Source organism: Nocardia sp. NPDC102475 (genome assembly GCF_055584605.1).
In genome coordinates, this window is record NZ_JBVJLS010000006.1 from 23,878 (window position 1) to 44,424 (window position 20,547).

At 67.0% G+C, this 20,547-nt stretch carries 18 protein-coding genes; 9 read left to right on the forward strand and 9 right to left on the reverse strand.

Going from position 1 to position 20,547, the window contains the following annotated elements:
- Window positions 1-170 precede the first annotated feature (170 nt).
- On the reverse strand, window positions 171-1,439 hold the full coding sequence (locus ACZ60G_RS12805) for a sensor histidine kinase (RefSeq protein ID WP_465809948.1): 1,269 nt from the start codon (window positions 1,437-1,439) through the stop codon (window positions 171-173).
- Window positions 1,440-1,706: 267 nt separating this feature from the next.
- Between ACZ60G_RS12805 and ACZ60G_RS12810 the strand changes: the two genes are divergently transcribed.
- Entirely contained in the window at window positions 1,707-2,393 is a 687-nt protein-coding gene (locus ACZ60G_RS12810) for a response regulator transcription factor (RefSeq protein ID WP_465809949.1), read from the forward strand.
- Between the two features lie 203 nt (window positions 2,394-2,596).
- On the forward strand, window positions 2,597-3,460 hold the full coding sequence (locus ACZ60G_RS12815) for an isocitrate lyase/PEP mutase family protein (protein ID WP_465809951.1): 864 nt from the start codon (window positions 2,597-2,599) through the stop codon (window positions 3,458-3,460).
- 265 nt (window positions 3,461-3,725) lie between these two features.
- On the opposite strand, the gene ACZ60G_RS12820 is transcribed toward ACZ60G_RS12815, so the two are convergent.
- Entirely contained in the window at window positions 3,726-4,265 is a 540-nt protein-coding gene (locus ACZ60G_RS12820; RefSeq protein WP_465809953.1) for a helix-turn-helix domain-containing protein, read from the reverse strand.
- A 59-nt stretch (window positions 4,266-4,324) separates the two neighbouring features.
- On the opposite strand from ACZ60G_RS12820, the gene ACZ60G_RS12825 reads away from it, so the two are divergent.
- Window positions 4,325-5,623 (forward strand): alpha/beta hydrolase, encoded by a 1,299-nt coding sequence (locus ACZ60G_RS12825; RefSeq protein ID WP_465809955.1) that lies wholly within the window; start codon window positions 4,325-4,327, stop codon window positions 5,621-5,623.
- An 80-nt stretch (window positions 5,624-5,703) separates the two neighbouring features.
- Complete coding sequence (locus tag ACZ60G_RS12830; RefSeq protein ID WP_465809957.1) at window positions 5,704-6,513, forward strand: serine hydrolase; 810 nt, start codon at window positions 5,704-5,706, stop codon at window positions 6,511-6,513.
- On the opposite strand, the gene ACZ60G_RS12835 is transcribed toward ACZ60G_RS12830, so the two are convergent.
- Window positions 6,427-7,098 (reverse strand): response regulator, encoded by a 672-nt coding sequence (locus ACZ60G_RS12835; protein WP_465809959.1) that lies wholly within the window; start codon window positions 7,096-7,098, stop codon window positions 6,427-6,429. The genes ACZ60G_RS12830 and ACZ60G_RS12835 overlap by 87 nt on opposite strands.
- The gene (locus ACZ60G_RS12840) at window positions 7,095-8,696 is read right to left on the reverse strand and encodes an ATP-binding protein (protein ID WP_465809961.1); all 1,602 of its coding nucleotides are present in this window, start codon (window positions 8,694-8,696) and stop codon (window positions 7,095-7,097) included. The genes ACZ60G_RS12835 and ACZ60G_RS12840 overlap by 4 nt, the downstream gene beginning before the upstream one ends.
- Window positions 8,697-8,903: 207 nt before the next feature.
- On the opposite strand from ACZ60G_RS12840, the gene ACZ60G_RS12845 reads away from it, so the two are divergent.
- The 3 genes from ACZ60G_RS12845 to ACZ60G_RS12855 are packed head-to-tail and all read left to right on the forward strand — an operon-like array spanning window position 8,904 to window position 11,694.
- Complete coding sequence (locus ACZ60G_RS12845) at window positions 8,904-9,722, forward strand: ABC transporter ATP-binding protein (RefSeq protein ID WP_465809962.1); 819 nt, start codon at window positions 8,904-8,906, stop codon at window positions 9,720-9,722.
- A gap of 14 nt (window positions 9,723-9,736) precedes the next feature.
- Entirely contained in the window at window positions 9,737-10,609 is an 873-nt protein-coding gene (locus ACZ60G_RS12850; RefSeq protein ID WP_465809964.1) for an ABC transporter permease, read from the forward strand.
- 47 nt (window positions 10,610-10,656) lie between these two features.
- Window positions 10,657-11,694 carry an ABC transporter substrate-binding protein gene (locus tag ACZ60G_RS12855; RefSeq protein WP_465809966.1) on the forward strand — a complete coding sequence of 346 codons (1,038 nt, stop codon included), beginning with the start codon at window positions 10,657-10,659 and terminating at the stop codon, window positions 11,692-11,694.
- A 205-nt stretch (window positions 11,695-11,899) separates the two neighbouring features.
- Here the strand turns inward: ACZ60G_RS12855 and ACZ60G_RS12860 are convergent, their stop codons facing one another.
- The 5 genes from ACZ60G_RS12860 to ACZ60G_RS12880 form a co-directional block, all read right to left on the reverse strand.
- Window positions 11,900-13,285 (reverse strand): sensor histidine kinase, encoded by a 1,386-nt coding sequence (locus ACZ60G_RS12860; protein WP_465809968.1) that lies wholly within the window; start codon window positions 13,283-13,285, stop codon window positions 11,900-11,902.
- 147 nt (window positions 13,286-13,432) lie between these two features.
- Window positions 13,433-16,093: an FtsX-like permease family protein gene (locus ACZ60G_RS12865; protein ID WP_465809970.1), complete on the reverse strand. Its 2,661-nt coding sequence runs from the start codon at window positions 16,091-16,093 to the stop codon at window positions 13,433-13,435.
- Window positions 16,094-16,095: 2 nt separating this feature from the next.
- The gene (locus ACZ60G_RS12870) at window positions 16,096-16,791 is read right to left on the reverse strand and encodes an ABC transporter ATP-binding protein (RefSeq protein ID WP_465809972.1); all 696 of its coding nucleotides are present in this window, start codon (window positions 16,789-16,791) and stop codon (window positions 16,096-16,098) included.
- Window positions 16,788-17,453, reverse strand: coding sequence for an ABC transporter ATP-binding protein (locus ACZ60G_RS12875; protein ID WP_465809974.1), 666 nt, complete (start codon window positions 17,451-17,453; stop codon window positions 16,788-16,790). Before ACZ60G_RS12875 ends, ACZ60G_RS12870 begins: the two co-directional genes overlap by 4 nt.
- On the reverse strand, window positions 17,450-18,919 hold the full coding sequence (locus tag ACZ60G_RS12880) for a phosphatase PAP2 family protein (protein WP_465809976.1): 1,470 nt from the start codon (window positions 18,917-18,919) through the stop codon (window positions 17,450-17,452). The genes ACZ60G_RS12875 and ACZ60G_RS12880 overlap by 4 nt, the downstream gene beginning before the upstream one ends.
- 105 nt (window positions 18,920-19,024) lie before the next feature.
- Between ACZ60G_RS12880 and ACZ60G_RS12885 the strand changes: the two genes are divergently transcribed.
- Together ACZ60G_RS12885 and ACZ60G_RS12890 are read left to right on the forward strand one after the other, a co-directional pair.
- Window positions 19,025-19,699, forward strand: coding sequence for a response regulator transcription factor (locus tag ACZ60G_RS12885; protein WP_465810543.1), 675 nt, complete (start codon window positions 19,025-19,027; stop codon window positions 19,697-19,699).
- A 150-nt stretch (window positions 19,700-19,849) separates the two neighbouring features.
- Complete coding sequence (locus ACZ60G_RS12890) at window positions 19,850-20,545, forward strand: GOLPH3/VPS74 family protein (protein WP_465809978.1); 696 nt, start codon at window positions 19,850-19,852, stop codon at window positions 20,543-20,545.
- Window positions 20,546-20,547 lie beyond the last annotated feature (2 nt).

The window sequence follows — 20,547 nt, forward strand, 5'->3', positions numbered from 1 at the left end:
CTGCAGGCCGCCAATGCCATCAAGCGCACCATCGCGAACGCCCCGTATTCACCCAATCGGCAATACCGGCCGGGCACACCGGATCAACGAACGTGATGCCTGCTTCGGCGTTGTAAACGGCAGAAGTCGGCGTACACGGGGATTGCCGGCGGGTCGGTGAGGTTCTTTCGTCACGAGCCCGGGAGTAGGAGTCCGAACGTCGGATTCGGTGCGGCCTGCCGCAGGAGCAGCCGCCCGCCCTCGGTCTCGGCGAGTGAACGCGCCAGGCGCAGTCCGACACCGTGGGTGCCCTCGCCGTCGGCCGGGCGCGGGGAGAAGGCCGCATCCGGGTCGGTAAGTCCCGGTCCTCGGTCGGAGACCTCGATGAGCAGGTCGTCGGCGACGGCCTGGGCGGTCACGGTGGTGGGCCCGGCGCCGTGGACGAAGGCGTTGTCGACGAGTACCTCGACAATGTGGCGAATCGCGGTCGCGGAGGCCCGCACTCGGGGCAGGTCGGTGGCGCAGATGACCTGGAAGGTGCGTCCGCGCTCGGCGAAGGTCGGCTGCCAGTGCTCGCGTACCGCGTCCAGTAGTTCGGTCACAACCAGCACGGGTCGGTTCGCGGCGTCGGTGTCGCGGGCCAGGCTCAGCAGATCCTCGATGGTGGTTTCCAGCTGTTGCCCGCGGCTGAGCGCGGTCTCCGCGGCCTTCCGCAGATCCGCGCCGGGTCGCGACAACGCCGAATCCAGGCCCAACAGCAACGCCGTCAGCGGGGTGCGCAGCTGGTGCGACACCTGAGTACTGAAGGCGCGCTCGCGCTCGAGTTGGGTGTCCAGCCGCCGCGCGGTAGCCGCGAGCGCCTCGGCGAGCGTATCGGCTTCGCTGATCCGTGAACGGGTGGGTTTGATCGTGAAATCACCCTCGCCCAAGGCCCGGGCCGAGCCAGTCAGTCTTTCCAGGGGTACGGCGATCCGGCGGCCGTCGTGCCGGGCCAGAAGGGCGGCGAAACCGATCACGACCGCGCTCAGCAGCGTCATGACCAGCCAGGCGTTGCGGGTGCGGTCGGTGATCAGATCGTTCGGAATCGATACCCGTACGGTGGCCGCAACCGCCTGATCGGAGGGCACGGGCGCGGAGACCGCGAGATCCGGTCCTTCGACCTGGACGTGGGTGCGGCCGTCGGCGGCCTGAGCCGCCAGAGGCGAAGTGAGAGGACCTTTTTCGCGAATCAGGCGGCCGTCGACGGTGTAGATGCCGACGGTGCGGTCGGCGGGCAGGTTCGTCGGGAGGCGCACGGCGCTGTTGTCGGAGGCGATGGTGTCGGGCACCACCGCGGCGACCTGGACGGCGTCGCGCTGCAATTCGGTGACCGCGCCGGTGCGGTCCATTCGCTGCACGGCAACCGCCAGCGGGACGGCGAACAGCAGCACCGCCAGCGCGGTGATCGTGACGATCGACATCCGGATCCGCGACCGCAGCGAACGTCCGCGTCCGGCCGATGGCTCGGGTTTCGTCTCATGCCTCCTTCTGTCCGGTGTTATCGCGTGCACTGCCCTTGGGCCTACCTGGCATTGTCGCGCTGTTGGTGACGGCGGCGATACTGGTGGTGGCCACCTGGTCGTGATGGCCGCCCGTACGCCCGCCGTTGGAGGTGTTGCGGGAGCTGTGACCGGGCCGTTTTCGTGTGGGCCGCGCAGGTTCTTGGGACCGCTGCCTATTATCGGGGTGTGGGACCGGCACGGTTGCTGGTTGTCGAGGACGATCCGGACATCGGTATCGAACTTCGCGACGCACTGATCGGGCACGGCTACACCGTGGACTGGGCGCAGACCGCGGCGGCGGCCGAGTCTTGCGCCGCCCGGCATCGGCCTGATCTGATCCTGCTCGACCTGGGTCTCCCGGACCGTGACGGGATCGCGCTGTGCCGGGCGCTGCGGGTCATGCTGCCCGCCACGATCGTTGTGGTGCTGACCGCGCGCACGCAGGAATTCGAGGTAGTGGTCGCCCTCGACGCCGGTGCGGACGACTATCTCACCAAGCCGTTCCGGCTCACAGAGCTGTTCGCCCGCCTGCGCGCGCATCTGCGGCGTCAGTCGGCGGCCGTGGGTGTGCCGGTGCTGACCGTGGGAGCGTTGCGCGTAGATCCCCATGCCCGGCGTGCGTGGGTGGGCGAGACCGAATTGACCTTGCGGCCCAAGGAATTCGACCTACTGCACCTACTGGTCGAGCATGCCGGCCAGGTGGTCACCCGGGACATCCTGATGGCGAGGATCTGGGACGAGCACTGGGTCGGATCGACCAAGACGCTCGATGTGCATGTCTCAGCGTTGCGGCGCAAGCTGGCAGAGCACGGCGAGGATCCGCTCAGCATCACCACCGTGCGTCGCCGCGGTTATCGTTTCGAGCGCTGTTAGGGCACACGATCACGCTGCGCCAGCGGATCCCCGGTCATGGGTCGAGGGCGTGAAGGTAAGTGTGGGGTTTACTTTTCTTTGTCCAGCTGATAACCAGCCGGTTCGTAGTCTCGAGGGTGGGATGCGTGTGGGAGGGCGTATCCAGTGCCGGTAGGACAGTTGGTTCGTCAGCACCGGTCCATTCGAACAGCAGGGAGCAGCCTATGAGTTACGGACATGCACTGCGCGCCGAGATCCGAGGTACCGAGGTGACCCCGCTCATCGGAATCTTCGACATGTACTCTGCATCGCTGGCCGCGCAGCATTATGACGGAATGTTCGTCTCGGGTTTCGGATTCGCCGCCTCTCATTACGGCCTGCCCGACATCGGATTCATCGCCTGGCCGGACATGGTCGACTTCGTCCAGCGGCTGCGGGCGGCGTTCCCGCGTCACCATCTGCTGGTCGACATCGACGACGGCTACGGCGACCCCGAGCTCGCCTGCCAAGTTGTCGCGCTGCTGGAACACCTCGGCGCGTCCGGTGTCGTTCTCGAGGATCAGAAACGGCCTCGGCGCTGCGGTCACGTCGAAGGCAAGCAGATCCTGCCGCTGGACGAATACCTCGAGAAACTGACCATGGTCCTGAGCACCAGATCCGACCTCGTGGTCGTGGCGCGCACCGATGCCACCGAAGAGGCGGAGATCCGCTACCGGGCAGCCGCCCTCGCCGCGACCGACGCCGACGCGCTGCTGGTCGACGGCGTGCGTAGCGTCGAACAGATCCGCATGATCGGTCGAGCCATCGGCGACAAGCCGTTGCTGTTCAACCAGATCGCCGGCGGCCTGTCACCGCGGCTTTCGCTGACGGAGCTGGCAGATCTTGCAGTCGCCGCCGCGATCTACTCCACTCCGTGCCTGTTCGCTGCGCATACCGCAATCAACGACGCGCTATCGGAGTTGCGTGCCGCCGATGGCCGCCTGCCGCCCCCCGGCGCCACCACGACCGACGTCGCCACCGTGCTGGAATTGCTGGACCGCAACCTGGCTCGACGCCATGCCGACCGGGGTGCCGCAACTCGCCGCTGATCGAACCGGACACACGGATACGAGAAGAGCAGCAGCACCGGGTGGGCTGGTACTGGTGCCGTGCTGCAGCAGAACGCGATCCTCTTCGTCGGGTCGGCTATCTGTTGCATCACTGTCGTCGCTGAGGGCCCGACAGGTGAAAGGTTCTGCGACGCGCACACCACCAGTGCCGCACAGGAATCCGTGACGACACCGCCGAAAATGCCCGCGCCGAGGCCGTATTCCGGGGCGTAATCCTCAGCCGGGCAACGCAACACCATCGCTCCTACTCTTCCGGTGCCTCCTCGACCGGAAACAGGATGGGGCTGAGCAGATATCGCCCGCGGCCGGGGGCGGGTTCGTTGGTCATACGGGGCACGATCACCCGACGCAGTTCCAGGATGAGCTGTTCGAGCTCCTCATGGTCCAACCACAGCGCGTGCTGCCGGTAGCCCACGAGATCCCGTGCCGGATCGGCGTTCTCGTGGTCGAGATAGGAGCTGAACTCCGAGATCAGCACGGCCATTGCCGTGACGAAGATCCGGCGATGATCCTCGACCGTGGCCGTCGCGACCTCCTCGGCGCCGATCGCCGCCCGGTCCGCACGCAGCCGATAGTGCCGTTCGACCGCGCCGCGCACCCGCTGCTGTTGCGCGACCTCCAGGATTCCGGCCGCGGCCAGCGCCTCGACATGCCGGTACACCGTCGCCTTCGAAACCCCTGGCAGCCGGGCGCACAGCTCGGCCGTGGTGAGGATGCGACCACCGCGCAAGGCATGCACGATCCGCATCCGGGCGGGGTGTGCGACCAGTTCCAAAGCGTCCACTTCTCAATATTCTCACATCCTGCTACCGTTCTCACACAACGAGAAAGGTTGTGAGAGCGATGACCACACAGACCGACCCGGCAACCGTGGCGACGACCGTGGTGGCGATGCTGCGCGAAGGGCGTTTCGACGAACTCGCGGAGCTGTTCGCACCCGCGCTGGCGGCGGCGGTATCCGCTGACACCGTCCGGACCGGGTGGAGCAGCGAGACCGCGAAGACCGGCGAGATCCGCACCCTGGGCGAGGTGACCATCACGCCGCTCGACGACGAGCTGACCCGGGCGGTCGTGCCGGTGCAATGCGAGAGCGGTGGGCTCGAGGTACGGCTCGCGGTCGACGCGGCCGGCCGGCTGCACGGCCTGCGGCTCGCACCGCCGGCCGAATCGGACTGGACCCCACCGCGTTACGCCACGCCGCGACGGTTCACCGAACAGGAGATCACCCTGGAATGCGGACCGCTCACGGTCCCGGGCACGCTGACCATGCCCCGGGGTGGGCGCAGCCGACCGGGGGTGGTGCTGATCTCCTCCGGAGCCAACGATCGCGACGTTACCGTGGGGCCGAACAAGCCGTTCAAGGACCTCGCGTGGGGCCTGGCCAGCCGCGGTGTCGCGGTGGTGCGGTTCGACAAGGTGACCCATGTGCACACCCACATGGCGCACGAGCCCGGCTTCACCATGGTCCAGGAGTATCTGCCGAATGCGCTTGCCGCCGTGCGGCTGCTGCAGCAGCAACCGGGGGTGGATCCCGCCCGGGTCTACGTGGCGGGCAACAGCGGTGGCGGTAACGCCGCGGTCCGCGTCGCCGCGGCCGAACCCTCGATCGCGGGCGTGGTGATGCTGGCCGCGGACACGGTCCCACTGCCGCGCGCCGCAGCGCGCATATTCAGCTACATCGCCAGCATGGACCCTACCGCGGCTACGGCCGCGACCCTCGCCGCCGAGACGATCGCCCGGACCGAAGATCCGGCCCTTTCACCCGAAACCCCCAGCGCGGAACTGCTGTTCGGCTGGCCCGCCTCCTACTGGCTGGACCTGCGCGAGTTCGACCAGGTTGCCACCGCCGCGGCCCTGGACCGGCCGATCCTGGTGCTGCAAGGCAGTCGCGACTACCAGGTCACCGAGGCCGACGACCTAGCCGGGTGGCGGGCGGGACTGGCCGGAAAACCCGGCGTGACCATCCAGGTCTTCGCGGCCGACGACCACATGTTCTTCCCGGGCAGCGGCCCCTCGGGCCCTGCGGACTATCAAGCGCCGCACCATGTCGACCCGGCAGTGGTGGCCACCATCGCAGAATGGCTGGGCCCCGGCGCGGGCCGCGGTCCGATGTCCCGGCTGCTGGCTCGGCTCGGCAGGTGACCGTCATGACCAGCCCGACCTCCCGCAATGCGGCGGCGCAACTGAACTAGATCATCGCCGCATCCTCATCCGGAAATAAATTGCCGGACACCGAAATTCGGGACCATCTCGCCCCCTGGCTGCTGGACTCGGGCGGCGCCGCACGCTTCGCCGCCGCCCTGACCGCACTCGGCCCGCTCACCGTCGGCGAGATCCGCATCGACCAGCCCGAGCGCATCCAGGCACGCGTGCACGGCGCCGCCACAGAACTGCTGCTGACGCTGCACGTCTACAGCGCGCCGCTGTCCGAATACGCCGAGCTGATGATCAGCCAGAGCGACAACACCGCCACCGACCATCTGATCCACCGGCTCGGCCGCGACGCGGTGCAGGGCCAGCTCCGGCTGTTCGGTCATCGCGCACCCGAGGCGAATATCCCCTTCCTCACCACCCGGGCGTTCTTCCGTTTCAAGGCATCGCCCGATTCCGCTCTGGCGCAACGGTATCCGGACCTGCCCGCGCACAAGCGCCGGGCGCAGCTGGAATCCCTGGAACGACAACCGCTTCCCGACCTGCCGGAGATCTGGCCCGCACCGCGTGAGATCGACCGGATCGAGTGGTTCGCCTCCCCGATCGATATCTGCCACGCCTTCGCCGGCCTGCTCCGGCTCGACCAACCCGAGATCGGTCACGCGCTGTCCCGCAACCTGTTCCACGGTGAGCCCGTAGTCGGCCAGCTCGTACCGATGCGCGGACTGGAAGGCTCATCCGGAGTCCGCGTCACCATACCGTCAGCACCCAGGAGCGCGGATTCCCGAGCAATCTCAGCCTGGCGCGCGATATCGCTGCTCGGGCCTTCCGAGGCCGCCATATCTCAGATGGAGTTGGATGACGCCCTGCTGGGCGAGTAGGGACAGATAGCGCTGTGCGGTCGGGCGGCTGACGCCGACCATGGCCGCGACCTCGGTGGCGGACACATCCGGGTGGGCGTCGCGGACGGCGGCCTGGATCAAGGCCATCGTCGGGGCCGAATGTCGTTTGGGCAGGGAGGTATTGGGCGTGCGGAGCGCGGAATAGAGGGCGTCGACGTCGGCCTGGCTGGCCTCGCCGAGGTCTCGCATCCGCTGGTGCAGATCTCGGTATGCGATCAGCTGATCCCGTAATCTGGTGAAGCCGAACGGTTTCACCAGATAATGCACGGCGCCGAGCTGCATCGCGCCTCGAATGTTGTGCGCATCGCGTGCCGCGGTGATGGCGATGAAGTCCGGATGTTGCACGGCGGCGTCGGTGAGGGTGCGGACGAGGTCGAGCCCGTGCCCGTCGGGCAGGTACAGATCGAGCAGGACGAGGTCGGGTCGCAGGTCGGCCACCGTCCGAATCGCGTCGTGCACGTTGTGGGCCTGGCCGACCACGGTGAACCCGCTGACCCGGCCGACATAGGCGGCATGGATGCGGGCCACTCGGAAGTCGTCGTCGATGACCAGGGTGCGAATCATGGTGTGGCTCCCCACGTCGTTGCGGGTTCGCGCTCGGGCAGGACGACCGTGAAGGCGGGGCCCGGCCCCTCGGTGACGGTGATCTCGCCGCCCAATCGGCTGACCTGTTGGCGCACGATGGCCAGGCCGAGCCCACGGCCGCCGCCGGTGCGAGCGGTCTTCGTGGTGAAGCCGGCCTTGAAGATCGATGCGTCGGTGGGCACTCCTGGGCCGGTGTCGCTGACGCGGATGGTGAGCTGGCCGTTGTCGCGTCGCAACCGGATGGTGACGTGGGCCGACTCCGGATCGAGCGGCGCGGCCGCATCGATCGCGTTGTCGATGAGGTTGCCGAGGATGGTCACTACGGCATTGGCGTCGGCGAGCAGACCTGGCAGCTGGGAGTCCTCGGTGAGCAAGAGGGTGACCCCGCGTTCGGCTGCCACCGATGCCTTGGCCACGATCAGTGCGGCGACCACGCGGTTGTCGATGATGGCGCTGACCGATTCGGCGAAATCGTCTGCCACCCCCGAAACGTCGGTGAGGTAGGCGAGCGCCTCGTCGGTGTCGCCGAGTTCGAGCAGGCCGGCCACGGTGTGCAGCCGGTTGGAGAACTCGTGTTGCTGCGCCCGTAGCGCGTCGGTGAGACCTCTGGTACTGGTCAGTTCGCGCAGCAGCCCCTCGCTCTCGGTGCGGTCGCGCAGGGTGGCCACCGCGCCGAGAGCTCGGCCGCGCAGGTCGACCGCGAGCCGGTTGACGACCAAGCTGTGTTCGTCGGTCAACACCACCTGGTCCGGCCCTTCGATCGCGCCGGAGAGCACGTCGCGCAGCCTGCCCTCGGGCAGCAATTGCTCGAGCCGTTGCCCGATTACGGCGCCATGCACGTCCAGCAGCCCGCGGGCCTCGTCGTTGATCAGTGTGATTCGGCCGCCGCGGTCGAAGGTGACCACGCCCTCGCGCACACCGTGGAGCATGGCTTCACGTTCCTGCAGCAGGGCGGCGATCTCGTGGAGTTCCAGGCCGAAGGTCGTCTGCTTGAGGCGGTGGGCCAGCAGCAGTGCCATGAACGCGCCAAGGGCCAGTGCGAGTGCGGTGTAGAGGCCGACAGCGGGCAGGTCCTGGGCGAACTGGGTATCGACCTGTTCCTCGAGGATGCCGGCGGACACCTCGCCGATGATCGTGCCGCCCGGGCCGCGAATCGGGGCCTTGCCGTTGGCCGAGCGACCGAGGCTGCCCTTGTCCAGGCCGGTGTGCGCGTTGCCGTCGAGGGCGATGACCGGCTCCTCGACCACGTGGCCGATCAATGCGGGATTCGGGTGTGTGAGCCGGGTGCCGTCACCGGTGATGACCACGACGTAGCGCAGGTTATCGGTGCTTCGGCGGACCTGTTCGGTCAGCTCCTGGACCGCGCCCGAGGAATCCTGGCCTGCCGCGACGGCTTTGCCGACCTCGGGCATCCCCGCCACGGCCTCGGCGATGGACAGTGCGCGTTGCTCGTATTGGCGGTCCAGCACGTCCCTGGTGTGTTGCCGGTACAGCAGAAAGCCGATTGCCACTGTGATGATCAGGATTGTCACCTGGCCCACCAGGATTCGGGTGGACAGCTTCGCGCCGCGTGTCACTCGTAACTCTTCTTCATTGATTGCTGTCGCGGGGGGTTCAAGTGTGCAACACGCGGGCGTCGATGAGAAGGGGGGTGGCGTGCACAGAAGGCTCACAATGCCGAGTTAGGCCCGCTAGCCGCACAACCCTCGCATACGTTCCCACGCGGTCCGCAACTACCTACGCTCCTGTGAACCACGTCACATCCAGGCAGTGCAGGCGGACCAATGATCACTTCTCGAGCCACCGGGGCCATAGAACTCCGGGCGGTCACCAAACGATTCCGCACCCCCGACGGGGGTGCGTACACGGCCCTGAGAGACCTTGACCTGACCGTCGCCGCCGGCGAATTCTGCGCGGTCGTCGGACCCACTGGCTGTGGTAAGTCCACCACGCTGACCCTGGTATCCGGCCTCGAGCGGGCATCCGAAGGCGAGGTCCTCATCGACGGAGAGCCGGTGCATGGCATCAACCCCGGCATCGGCTTCATGTTCCAGCACGACGCGGTGCTGCCGTGGAAGACGGTACTCGGCAATGTCACCGCGGGGCCGCTGTTCCGGGGCCAGCGCAAGGCCGACGCGTTGGCCGGCGGACGAGACTGGCTGCGCCGGGTCGGTCTGTCCGGATTCGAGAACCACCATCCGCACCAACTCTCCGGCGGCATGCGCAAGCGGGTCGCGCTGGCCCAGAGCCTGATCAACGAACCGCGAATCCTGTTGATGGACGAGCCTTTCGGCGCGTTGGACGTGCAGACCCGATCGATCATGTCCGACGAACTGCTCGGTTTGTGGGAGCAGACCCGCCCCTCGGTTGTGTTCGTCACTCACGACCTGGAGGAGGCAATTGCCTTGGCGGACAAGGTGGTTGTGCTGACCGCGGGCCCCGGCACGATCAAGGCCACCTTCGCGGTGGATCTGCCGCGGCCACGCACGGTCCAGGAAATCCGGTTCGAACCCAGGTTCGTCGAGCTGTACCAGCAGATCTGGGAGTCGCTGCGCGACGAGGTCCAGCTCGCCTACGCCCGCACCTCGAGCCTTACCGAATGATCGGGAGAAGATCGATGTCTGACACCGTAATAGCCAGTGCGACAATGAATTCAGGCACTACTGCGGCCGGGCAGGCCCGCCGAGCGGCCCGACGTCGTAGCATCCTCGTCCACGGCATCCAGTTGGGATTGTTCGTCCTGATCTTCGGCGGCTGGGAACTGGCCAGCCGCCGGGGCCTGATCGATAGCTTCTTCTTCGGCAGCCCGACCGGCATCCTCGACCAGCTCAGGCAATGGGCCAGCGACGGCACCGACGCGGGTTCGCTGTGGGAGCAGATCGGTGTGACATTGCAGGAGGCGCTGCTGGGCTTCGCTATCGGCGTCGTGCTCGGTATCGTATGCGGGGTCGCACTGGGCCGGATCCAGTTGCTCGCCGAGGTCTTCGCGCCATACATCAAGGCGCTCAACGCGATTCCGCGCATCGTGCTCGGATCGGTGTTCGTCGTTGTGCTCGGGCTCGGGCTGTCGTCCAAGGTGGCGCTGGCGGTGGTACTGGTCTTCTTCGTGGTGTTCTTCAACGCCTTCCAGGGCACCCGTGAGGTGGACCGAAACTTCATCGCCAACGCCCGCATTCTCGGCGCCAGCCCCACCCAGATCACCTGGCAGGTGGTGCTGCCATCGGCGCTCACCTGGATCATCGCGAGCCTGCACAGCTGTTTCGGATTCGCCTTGATCGGCGCGATCGTCGGGGAGTTCCTCGGCGCCCAGAAGGGGCTCGGGCTGCTGGTCCGCCAGGCGCAGGGCAACTTCAACATCGACGGCGTGTTCGCCGCGATGGTGATCATGGCCGTCCTCGCGCTCGTCGCGGAGGCCGCGATCACCCGCCTGGAGCGACGTCTGCTGGCCTGGCGCCCCCCGCAGCTATCCGAGATGGAACTGGCCGCCTGACGTCGTCGTCCACCCGAATTCCCGCTAACCGCAACCGAGGAAGAACTATGTCCATCAAAACCGTCACGATCGGCGCGACCGTCGCGCTGCTCGCCCTCACCATCACCGCCTGCGGTGGTTCCTCCCACTCGACCCACAACGCCGACGGCACCGACAACGTCAAACTCATGGTCGGCGGCATGAACAAGCAGATCTATCTGCCCGCCATCCTCGCCCAGCAACTCGACCTCTACGCCAAGAACGGCCTGCACGTCGAACTGTCCGACGAACCGGCCGGGGTGGACGCGGAAACACAAATGCTGGCCGGAAACGTCGACGGCGTCGTCGGTTTCTACGATCACACCGTGGACCTGCAGGGCAAGGGCAAGGCCACCCAGTCGGTCGTGCAGTTCGCTCGGGTGCCCGGCGAGGTCGAGATGGTCTCCACCCAAGCGCCCGATGTCCACACCTTCGCCGACTTCAAGGGCAAGAACCTCGGCGTGACCGGCCTCGGCTCGTCGACCAACTTCCTCACCAAATACCTGGCCGGGCGCGCCGGGATATCCCCGGACGAGGTCACATCGGTCGCGGTCGAGGCAGGCTCCACCTTCATCGCGGCCTTGGAGCAGAACAAGATTCAGGGCGGCATGACCACCGAGCCTACGATCACCGCGCTGCTCAAAAAGGGGGACGCCAAGGTCCTGATCGACATGCGCACCGAAGAAGGCGCGCGTGCCGCACTCGGAGGCACCTACCCGGCCGCCTGCCTGTACATGACCACTCGCTGGATCGACAGCCACAAGCCGGTGGCCCAAAAGCTCGCCAACGCCTACGTGCAGACCCTGCAATGGATCAGCACACACAGTGCCGCGGAGATCGCGGACAAGTTGCCCGCCGACTACACCAGCAATACCAACATCACCAAGGACGACTACATCAAGGCACTCGACGCGGGCAAAGCGATGTTCACCGCCGACGGCGTGATGCCCGCGGATGGCCCGCAGACCGTACTCAACGTGCTGAACTCCTTCGACCCCACCGTGAAGGGCAAGCAGATCGACCTCAGCAAGACCTTCACCACGGAGTTCGCCACCAACGCTCACTGACCCCAACATCGTGCGTGCTTTCGGTGTCCGGCACCGAAAGCACGCACATCAGGACTGCGAGGACGCAGGGTCTGGCTGGACGGCACTGACTGGTGGGTTCGCGGGTTGCCCCTTTTTCCTCGATGCGGCCGTAGCGCCACGTGAGGGTTGCGATGGCCCAGGTGACGAGGAGCAGGCCGAGGATGTCGGTGCGGGGTTGGTGGGTTCACGGTGGGGTGACGGGTAGGTCGATTATGACTTTCGTGCCGGTGGGTGTGTTCTGGTCGATGTGTACGGTGCCGTGGTGGGCGGTGATGATTTCGGCGACGATGGCGAGGCCGAGGCCGAATCCGCCGGTGTCGCGGCCGCGGTCGTGTTGGGGTCGGTAGAAGCGGTCGAAGACGCGTTGGCGGTCCTGGGGGGCGATGCCGGGGCCGTCGTCGGTGATTTCGATGTGGGCGTGGTCGGCGTGCTGGTGTAGCTGGATGTTGATGGTGGTGGTGGCGTAGCGGGTGGCGTTGTCGAGCAGGTTGCGGATGGCGCGGGCGAGTTGGTTGGGGTCGCCGGTGGTTCGTACGGGTTCGGTGGTGGTGTTGATGGTGAGTGTGTTGGTAGGGATGCGGTTTGTTTCGGTGGTGATGAGGTCGTCGAGGTCGACCTCGACGCGGTGGTGGGGGAGGGCGTTTTCGTCGGCGCGGGCCAGCAGTAGCAGGTCGTCGATGAGGTGGCGCATGCGGTGGGCTTCGGGGAGCAGGGTGTCATCGACGAGGTCGGTGGTGAGGGTGCTGGGGTGGTTGCGGCCGAGTTCGAGGGCGGCGGTGATGGTGGTCAGTGGGCTGCGTAGTTCGTGGGAGGCGTCGCTGATGAAGCGTCGTTGGGTGTTGTGCCCTGCTTCGATGCGGGTGAGCATGTCGTTCATCGTGCGGGCGAGGGCGGCGATTTCGTCGTTCTGTTCGGGGACGGGTACGCGGTCGGCGAGGTCGGCGCTGGTGATCGCGGCGACGCGGGTGCGGATTCGTTCGACCGAGCGCAGTGATCGTCCGATGAGGGTGTAGGTCGCGGTGGCGGCGAGGGCGACGATGAACGGTGTCGCGAGGGCGACCAAGGCGGCGACGAGTTTGATGGTTTCTTCGATTTCTTCCTGGTTGGTCGCGATCGCGATGGTGTAGCGGCCACCGAGCCCGTCGACGGTGGCGGCGGTGATCCGGGTTTCGGCGGCGTGGCCGGTCGCGGGCAGGTCGTGGGCGACGGTGCCGGGGGTGGGCCGGATTGTGGTGATCGGGTCGGCTGGGCTGGTGATGGAGCTCTGCACGACCTGTCCGGTCTGGTCGATGATCTGGACGATGGCGATGCGCGAGTCGGTGGCCAGGACGCTGCGGTCGAGTTCGGCGGGGGTGTCGAGGGCGAGTTGGCTGGTCAGAGCAGTGATTCTGTCGGTGGCGGCGTCGTTGGAGGCGTTCACCAGGGAGCGGTACAGCACGTAGGTCAGCGACAGGGTGGCGACGCCGAGTGCGGCGGTGACCACGACCGCGACGATGAGTGCGGAGCGCACACGCAGCCCCCAGCGGCGCGGTTGGGTGACGGCGCGGATCGCTGGCGACAGGGCATTCACTGCGGTGCCTCCTTGGCGGATGGCTCACCGGGCGGGTGTCGGTGAGCTGGGTGAGGGAATTGGGTTGGCGAATTAATCAGCCTGGCTGACCGCTCGGTTATCGACGCCGTCGATTCGCCGGTGTGTCGTTGACGGGGTTGCCGCTGATCACAGGTCATGGAGCACGGACAGTGGTCGGCGGCGGGCAAGGCGGATGGTAGCCGTCGATGCGAGCAGGACCGCGCCAACAATCGTGGCAGCAACGGCGAGCAGGTAGGGCCATGGCACGGTGGGCGAGGCCGGTGGCGGGTCGAATACGCCGTTGAGTTCGCTGACCAGTACGTGTGTCTGGATAGTGCCGATGACCGTGCCCGCGGACAGTCCCGCGCACAGCAGCAGTGCTGCTTCGGTGGTGACGAACGCGCGTAGGTGCCGGGGCCGTGCTCCGAGCGCGGCGGCGAGGGCGAAGGTGCGCAGCCGCTGGCCCAGTTCCAGCCCGAAGACCAGCGCGCCCGCGGCGGCGGCGAGTCCGACACCGAAGATGAGTTCGAGACGGGTCAGCCCGCCCAGGTCCACGGCGGTGAGGCTGGAGCCGATGGTGGCGCGGGCGGTGGTGATGTCGGTGACGGTCGCGGTGTCTCCCAGCACGTTTCGTAGGCGGTCGGCGACGACGGCGGGGTCGTGGCCCGCGGTGTCGATGAGGAAGGTGCGCGCCGCGCCGATCCCGGTCTGGGAGGTGAGGTAGGTGGTGTTGGCGACGAAGAAGCTGTCGCGGGGCGCGGTGGGAAATTCGGCGGCGATCCCGCTGTAGCGGAACGAGACTGTGCGTGGGCCAGCGGTGGTGTCGTTGAACCGCAGGCGGATCGGGTCGCCGAGTTGGAGTTGGTAGTCGCGCACGGTTTCCGCGCTGACCAGCAGGGCGTCGGGATGGGTCGCGAGTTGACCTATCGCGGTGGCGGTGCTGCTGCCGGGAAAGTAGGTGTCCTGCAGGGCGGCTGCGGAGGCGATGGTGGTGGGGTCGACGCTGTAGAGGTCTTGCAGTTCGGTGCCGATGTAGGCGAAACGGTGCTGGATCGGGGACACCGCGTGAACGCCGGGAACGCGAGTGATCAACTGTTCGGTCACGGGATGGGCTGTGCTGGTGGGTGATTCGGTGACGGTGACGTCGGCGCCGTTGGTCAGGCGGGCGTCGACCTCGGCTTGGGTGCGGTAGGTTGCGTTGAAACTCGCGGTGGAGATGGCGAAGGCGAACGCAAGACCCACGAGGACGATTGCCCTGGCCAGGCCGCAGCGTTGCCGCGCAAGGGAATTCGCGACGATACCGGCCAGGTTGCCCGCGACCGGCCGGATCAGGGCGGCGACCATGCGGTGTCCGCGATGCAGTACGAATTCTGTTGTCCGCCAGCACAGTAACGCGGAGCCGACCCACAGCAGCGCAGGGGCGGAGAACGCCCAATACGACACCGAGATCGCGGCGACGCCCTCCGGCGCCAGCACCAGTTGGTAGCCGCCGCGGGCGGTGGTCCAGTACACCGCTGCCGCGGCGGCGAGCAGGACGATGTCCAGACCCCAGCGCTGCCAGCGTTGCTCCGACAGGTGTGGCAGTGCGGAACGCGCCCGTGAGGCGGGGGTGTGCGATTCGCGCCAGAGGGGACCGATCACGGCGGCTGCCGCGATCCCGAGCCCGGTGATCGCCGCCGAGCCGATCCACAGCCATGCGCTGGTAGTCGTGGTGCCGAAACGGCTGGAACCGAATAACCGTGCGCTGATCAACGCGGCAGCACCGACCCCGGCCACCGAGCCGAGGGCGCCGACGAGGCACGCTTGGACCGCAGCGAGGCGGACAAGGCGCGCGGTCGTGGCGCCGCGGGCGCGCAGCAGGGCATGTTCGCGGCGGCGGCGATCCCGATCGGCGCTGACGACCGCGGCGGTCAGCAGCGCCGCCAGTGCGGCGGCGGGTAATCCCAGAAACAGGAACAGGATCCGCGCGTAAGCGGCGTCGGCGCGCGCCGTGTCCAACGTGGTAGCGAGATTGTTCGCGATGCGGGCGTCGCCGGGAGTTTGTGCCTCGAGATGGTGTGCCCGGCCGGTGATCTCGGCGAACGCGGACTGCGGGTCGCTGGGCAGCCGGGTGTGGTCGACGGCGATGTGGATCTGGGTGTCGACGAGGTCGGGTCGAGTATCGGACAGCTGATCGAAGATGTTGTGCCACAACGTCATATCGAGCAGGACTACATTGTCCGGTGGTGTGTTGGGTTGCGCGGCGGCGGGTGCTGCGATGGTTTGGAACAGGGTGTCGGCGGCGGTGAGGTCGATGATGCCGTCGACGGTGACCGGCATAGCGGGCAGTCCCGCGCGCTCGATCATCAGGGTCGCGCCGGGAGCGATCCCCAGGTTCGCGGCGGTTTGCTGGGCGAGGAGTACGCCGTGGTCGGCCCCGATCAGCGGGCGGCACACACCCGGAAATCGGCCGAAGTAGTCGTCCGGGACACCCAGGACCATTCCCGGTCCGGTCGCGCGGTTCGCGGCCGCTGTAGTCGTGGCGAAGCCGTCGCTGTGGGCGTACCCCACGGGAATGGCTGCACGAATCCCGTTGCTGGCGCGGGCGGTGTCGAGGATCGGATCGACGGATGTGTTCGATCCCAACTGCAGCTGCCAATCCACGGCCACCCCCTCGACCACTCGGGCGGTCATCGTTGCTTGCGCTCCGGTAAGGAAAGTCGCGAGCGAGGCCACCAACGCGACCGCCACCGCGACTCCAGTGGTGGTGGCTGCGAGAGCTCCTGTGCGGCGGCGCAGTAAACCGGCGATCCAGATGACGGCGAACATTCTCAGCTCGGTTCGCCGGTGTCCAGGTGGCCGTCGCGCATGATCCAACGCGTCGTGAACCGCTGCGCGACAGCCGGATCATGCGTGGTGACCACTACCGCGGCGCCGAGGGTGTTCGCCGTGTCCAGCAGCACCGACAACATCGAGTCGGCCGTGGGATGGTCGAGTCGGGCGGTGGGTTCATCGGCCAAGATCAGCGGTGGGCGCGCGGCGAGCACCCGGGCGACCGCGACACGCTGGGCCTGCCCCTGCGAGATCTCGTCGGGCAGTTTCGCCGCCAGCTCCCCGATATCGAGCTGCTCCAACGCAGCCTCGGCCCGCCGCATCGCCTCGGTGGGGGCGGTTGCGCGTACCAGCAGGGGAAACGCCACGTTTTCGCGGATGTCAAGCGATGGCAGCAAACTCGGAGCCTGGAACACGACACCCACACTGGCGACACGGTCGCCGGGCATCGGTGCCAAGGCGGGCCAACAGACACTGCCCGATGTCGGGATGTCCAGTCCCGCAAGCAGATGCAGCAGGGTGGTCTTGCCCGATCCCGATCGACCGGTGATCGCGATCCGCGCCGCGACCGGAATCCGGCAGCTGGCCTCGCGAACAGCGGTCACCATCAACGGACCGCGACCGTAGCCGCGGCTGGCCAGTCGGCATTCGACCACCGTGTCGGAGTCCGCCACCGACGTCTCGATGGCGCTCATGTAAGCCGTCCATCATCGAGGTGCACGACACGGTCGGCGACCGAGGCCACCGCGGGACTGTGGCTCGCGACGAGGACGGCGCTGCCCTGGGCCGCGGCGGCGGCGAGGATCCGCAACACCTCGGCCTCGGTGGAGCTGTCGAGTTCACCGGTGGGTTCGTCGGCCAACAGGACCAGCGGATGGTTCACCATCGCGACCGCTACCGCGGCCCGGGTCAATTCACCGCCGGAGAGCTGCCCCGGCAATGCCTGGGCGCGATCGGCCAAACCCAACTCCCTCAGCTCGTGGGTGGTGTCTGTGCGGCCGTGGTTACGCGCCAAAGTCGCGGCCAAGCGCAGGTTTTGGGCGACGGTGAGGTGATCGAACAGATTGCCCGAGGCGAAGATCATGCCGATCCGGCGGGCCCGCAGCCGCGACCGCACGGGTTCGGGTTGATGGCTGAGCCGGCGGCCGTCGAGGTAGATCGCGCCACCATCGGGGTCGTCCATCCCGGCGCAACAGTTCAACAGTGTGGACTTGCCCGACCCGGACGGACCGGTGACAGCCACGAACTCACCCGCAGCCACCGTCAGCGAAACCCCTTGCAGGGCAAGGGTTTCTTCGTCGTCGGATCGGTAAAACCGATACAGTGACCGGGCGTCGAGCGCGGGTACGGTGGTCATCGCCAGTACAGCGAGTCGCTCACCTGACGCCATGGGTCGACATTGTCGGCGCCGTGGGGGCCCGACAGTGTCAGCACGACCTCGTGACCGGCGTGCCAGAACTCGTAGCGTTCGACGTCCTCGGTGACGGCCTTACCGGTGATCGGGCTGGGCGGCGAGCTCTGGTGATAGGTGAGCAGAACCGCTGACCCGCCATGGCGTTGAACCTGGGTCACGGTGCCGGGGGCGTAGTCCGGGGTCGAGCCTGCGATGGCGGGCAATTCCTCAGCTCGGGCACTGTCCACCGACGGTGCACTGTCCCGCGACACGATCTCGATCCGAACGCTGTTGAACTTATCGGTGAACACAGTGCTCGCGTCGCTGTCACGGCGCGCCCATCCCTGCGGCACCGACACCGTGAACACCGCACCGGGTGGAGTGAACGGCACGAACACCTGATCGTCGGGGATGTCCCCGGCAGAATTGACATCGCTCGAGGACCTCGACGGAGCACCATCCGGACCTCCGCAACCAGCGATCGACAACACCGCGACACCCAGCACCACAGCCGGCAAGACCGTCGCAGCACGGACGGCAATGCTCGCTGTCGTTATCCGGCGCTGGGACGCATTCGACGCCGTCATCACCGACATGGCGTCGCGATGCGCGGACCGTTCTCGCACGTCTTGTTCTGGTGGTGCGTGAGGTGTCGGTCGGTAGGACAGATGGGGCGCTAGCGCCGCGCCGATCAGGACGATCGTGCTGCCGAGCAGCACACCGCCAACGACATCGGTGAGCCAATGCACCCCCAGATACAGGCGGGTCACCGCGACCAACGCGACCACAACCGCCGACAAGCATGCCGCCACCAATCCCCGCGACACGGTGGGTCGTCCACCGAGAAACACCACCAGCACCGCCCCGGCCAGTGCGGTAGTTCCGGTCACATGACCGGACGGGAAGGAAAAGTCGGTCTCGCTCACCAACTGAACGACAGCTGGGGGACGTGCTCGCCCCACCACGACCTTGGTGAGCGTGCTCACCCCGAAGCTCACCGCGACAACACCCAACACCAGCATCGACGGCACAACGCTGCGATGACGCCACCCGAGAACACCCGCGAGCAGCACACCGATCACGGCGAGACCGACCGGACTGCCCGCAGTCGTCACCGCCAAGGCGACAGTGGTGACCGCCGGGAAACGATGGGTGGTGAACCAGTCCAGCGTCGCGGCGTCGGCGCCGGTCAACCACCCCGAACTCGACACCTGCACACTCAATTCCACGAACATCACCGCGACCGCGAGTACCCGCGTCACCCGCCACAGATCCGGTCGTGTGGTGTCGGGTCGCAACCTCGGGGACACCAGCGATGCCACGATGATTGCCGCACCGGTCACACCTGTCGCGACCGCGACCTCGGCGGTCGATGCCTCGGTGGTCACCTCGGTGACCACCGAGTCGAGCAAGTCGAGTACTGCGGACATGACTTCAGTCTGGGCGCATCCTGCTGTGGAAACGCTGAGACGAGGACTGAGCACAGCAACCGGTGCGTTGTAATAGAAACCCCGAGTTCGAAAGGAACGGTGACGGTGCGCGTACTGGTGGTCGATGACGAAGTCCGCCTCGCCGAAACACTGCGCCGTGGCCTGTCCGCCGAGGGTTTCGTCGTCGAAGTCGCCCACGACGGCAACGAAGGACTCGAACTCGCCACCACCGGCGGCTTCGACGTCCTGGTCCTCGACATCATGCTGCCCGGCAAACACGGCTACCAGATCGTGCGCGAGCTACGCCAACAACAGATCTGGACCCCGGTGTTGATGCTCTCAGCCAAGGATGGCGAATACGACCAGGCCGACGCCTTCGACCTCGGCGCCGATGATTACCTCACCAAACCCTTTTCCTTCGTCATCTTGATCGCTCGTCTGCGGGCCCTGGTCCGGCGCGGCGCCCCGGCACGACCGGTCGTGTTGACCGCGGGCAGCCTCGCGCTGGACTCGGCGCGGCGGCGCGTCACCCGCGCCGAGGAGATCCTCTCCCTGACTCCCCGAGAATTCGGAGTGTTGGAGTTCCTGATGCGTCACAAGGGCGACGTCGTCACCAAATCCGACATCCTGCGCTCGGTGTGGGACGCCAACTACGACGGCTCCGACAATGTCGTCGAGGTGTATGTCGGATATCTGCGCCGCAAAATAGATCAGCCCTTCGGGTCGGCCAGCATCGAAACGATCCGCGGCGTCGGCTACCGACTGCTCGATACCCACTGAACCCCCCTGCGGCGAACCGGCCCCGCCTGCGGTAACCGGGGTTGCGCGTCAGCGGTCTCAGCGTGTTCTCAGCGGGCGCAAGGCAGCGTAGGGCCTGCCGGCCGCGACTTCGGCACCGAGCAGGTGGCGGCCACTGACGGGAGGTTATCGATGACGTTGATTGCCGAGGACGTGCTGTGGTTGCTGCTCGATGACGATTCAGGCGAGCTGCTCGTCGACCGGATCGGTGTCTCGCGTGTGCTCGCCGGGGCGTTGCTGCTCGAGCTGACACAACCGACACCCGCCGCACCACACCCGCCGTTACGCCTCACCGGTCCCAGGGAATCGGTGAAGCCGGGGCGGCTGGTGCTCGGTGATCCACAGCTGAACACCGACCGGTTCGACGATCAGGTTCTCACCGACACGGTCGCACTGCTGTGTCGGCGACCGCTCACCCTCACCCGGGCGATCACCCAACTCGAACGCGGTCTGACCAAGACCATCCTGGAACGGCTGTGCGCCGACGGCCGGGTCCGCCGGGACCGCGCGCGTCTACTCGGGATCATCCCGGCGGCGTGCTGGCCGACTGTGGATCGCGCCCGAAAGAATCATCTGCGTGGCCCACTGCGGCGCACGCTGCTCGACGCACACGACCCCGACCCGCGCACAGCCGCGCACATCGCCCTGCTGCACACCGTCAACGGACTCGCCCCGCAACTGCCCGGTTGGCGGCCCAGCGTGATCGACCACGCCGCCCAACAGATCAGCCACCGATACTTCGGCCCCACCCGGACAGCGGAGGCGGTCCGGGCCGCCGTCTGCGGCGCGCACGCCACCTCCTACACCGGCAACTACCTGATCCCGTGAGA

Excerpts from the sequence above, each read along its gene's own strand:
- ACZ60G_RS12865 (WP_465809970.1), bottom strand. The coding sequence starts at position 16,093 with ATGTTCGCCGTCATCTGGATCGCCGGTTTACTGCGCCGCCGCACAGGA.
- ACZ60G_RS12870 (WP_465809972.1), bottom strand. The coding sequence starts at position 16,791 with ATGAGCGCCATCGAGACGTCGGTGGCGGACTCCGACACGGTGGTCGAA.
- ACZ60G_RS12835 (WP_465809959.1), bottom strand. The coding sequence starts at position 7,098 with ATGATTCGCACCCTGGTCATCGACGACGACTTCCGAGTGGCCCGCATC.
- ACZ60G_RS12825 (WP_465809955.1), top strand. The coding sequence starts at position 4,325 with ATGACCACACAGACCGACCCGGCAACCGTGGCGACGACCGTGGTGGCG.
- ACZ60G_RS12875 (WP_465809974.1), bottom strand. The coding sequence starts at position 17,453 with ATGACCACCGTACCCGCGCTCGACGCCCGGTCACTGTATCGGTTTTAC.
- ACZ60G_RS12845 (WP_465809962.1), top strand. The coding sequence starts at position 8,904 with ATGATCACTTCTCGAGCCACCGGGGCCATAGAACTCCGGGCGGTCACC.
- ACZ60G_RS12815 (WP_465809951.1), top strand. The coding sequence starts at position 2,597 with ATGAGTTACGGACATGCACTGCGCGCCGAGATCCGAGGTACCGAGGTG.
- ACZ60G_RS12805 (WP_465809948.1), bottom strand. The coding sequence starts at position 1,439 with ATGTCGATCGTCACGATCACCGCGCTGGCGGTGCTGCTGTTCGCCGTC.
- ACZ60G_RS12855 (WP_465809966.1), top strand. The coding sequence starts at position 10,657 with ATGTCCATCAAAACCGTCACGATCGGCGCGACCGTCGCGCTGCTCGCC.
- ACZ60G_RS12880 (WP_465809976.1), bottom strand. The coding sequence starts at position 18,919 with ATGTCCGCAGTACTCGACTTGCTCGACTCGGTGGTCACCGAGGTGACC.
- ACZ60G_RS12850 (WP_465809964.1), top strand. The coding sequence starts at position 9,737 with ATGTCTGACACCGTAATAGCCAGTGCGACAATGAATTCAGGCACTACT.
- ACZ60G_RS12890 (WP_465809978.1), top strand. The coding sequence starts at position 19,850 with ATGACGTTGATTGCCGAGGACGTGCTGTGGTTGCTGCTCGATGACGAT.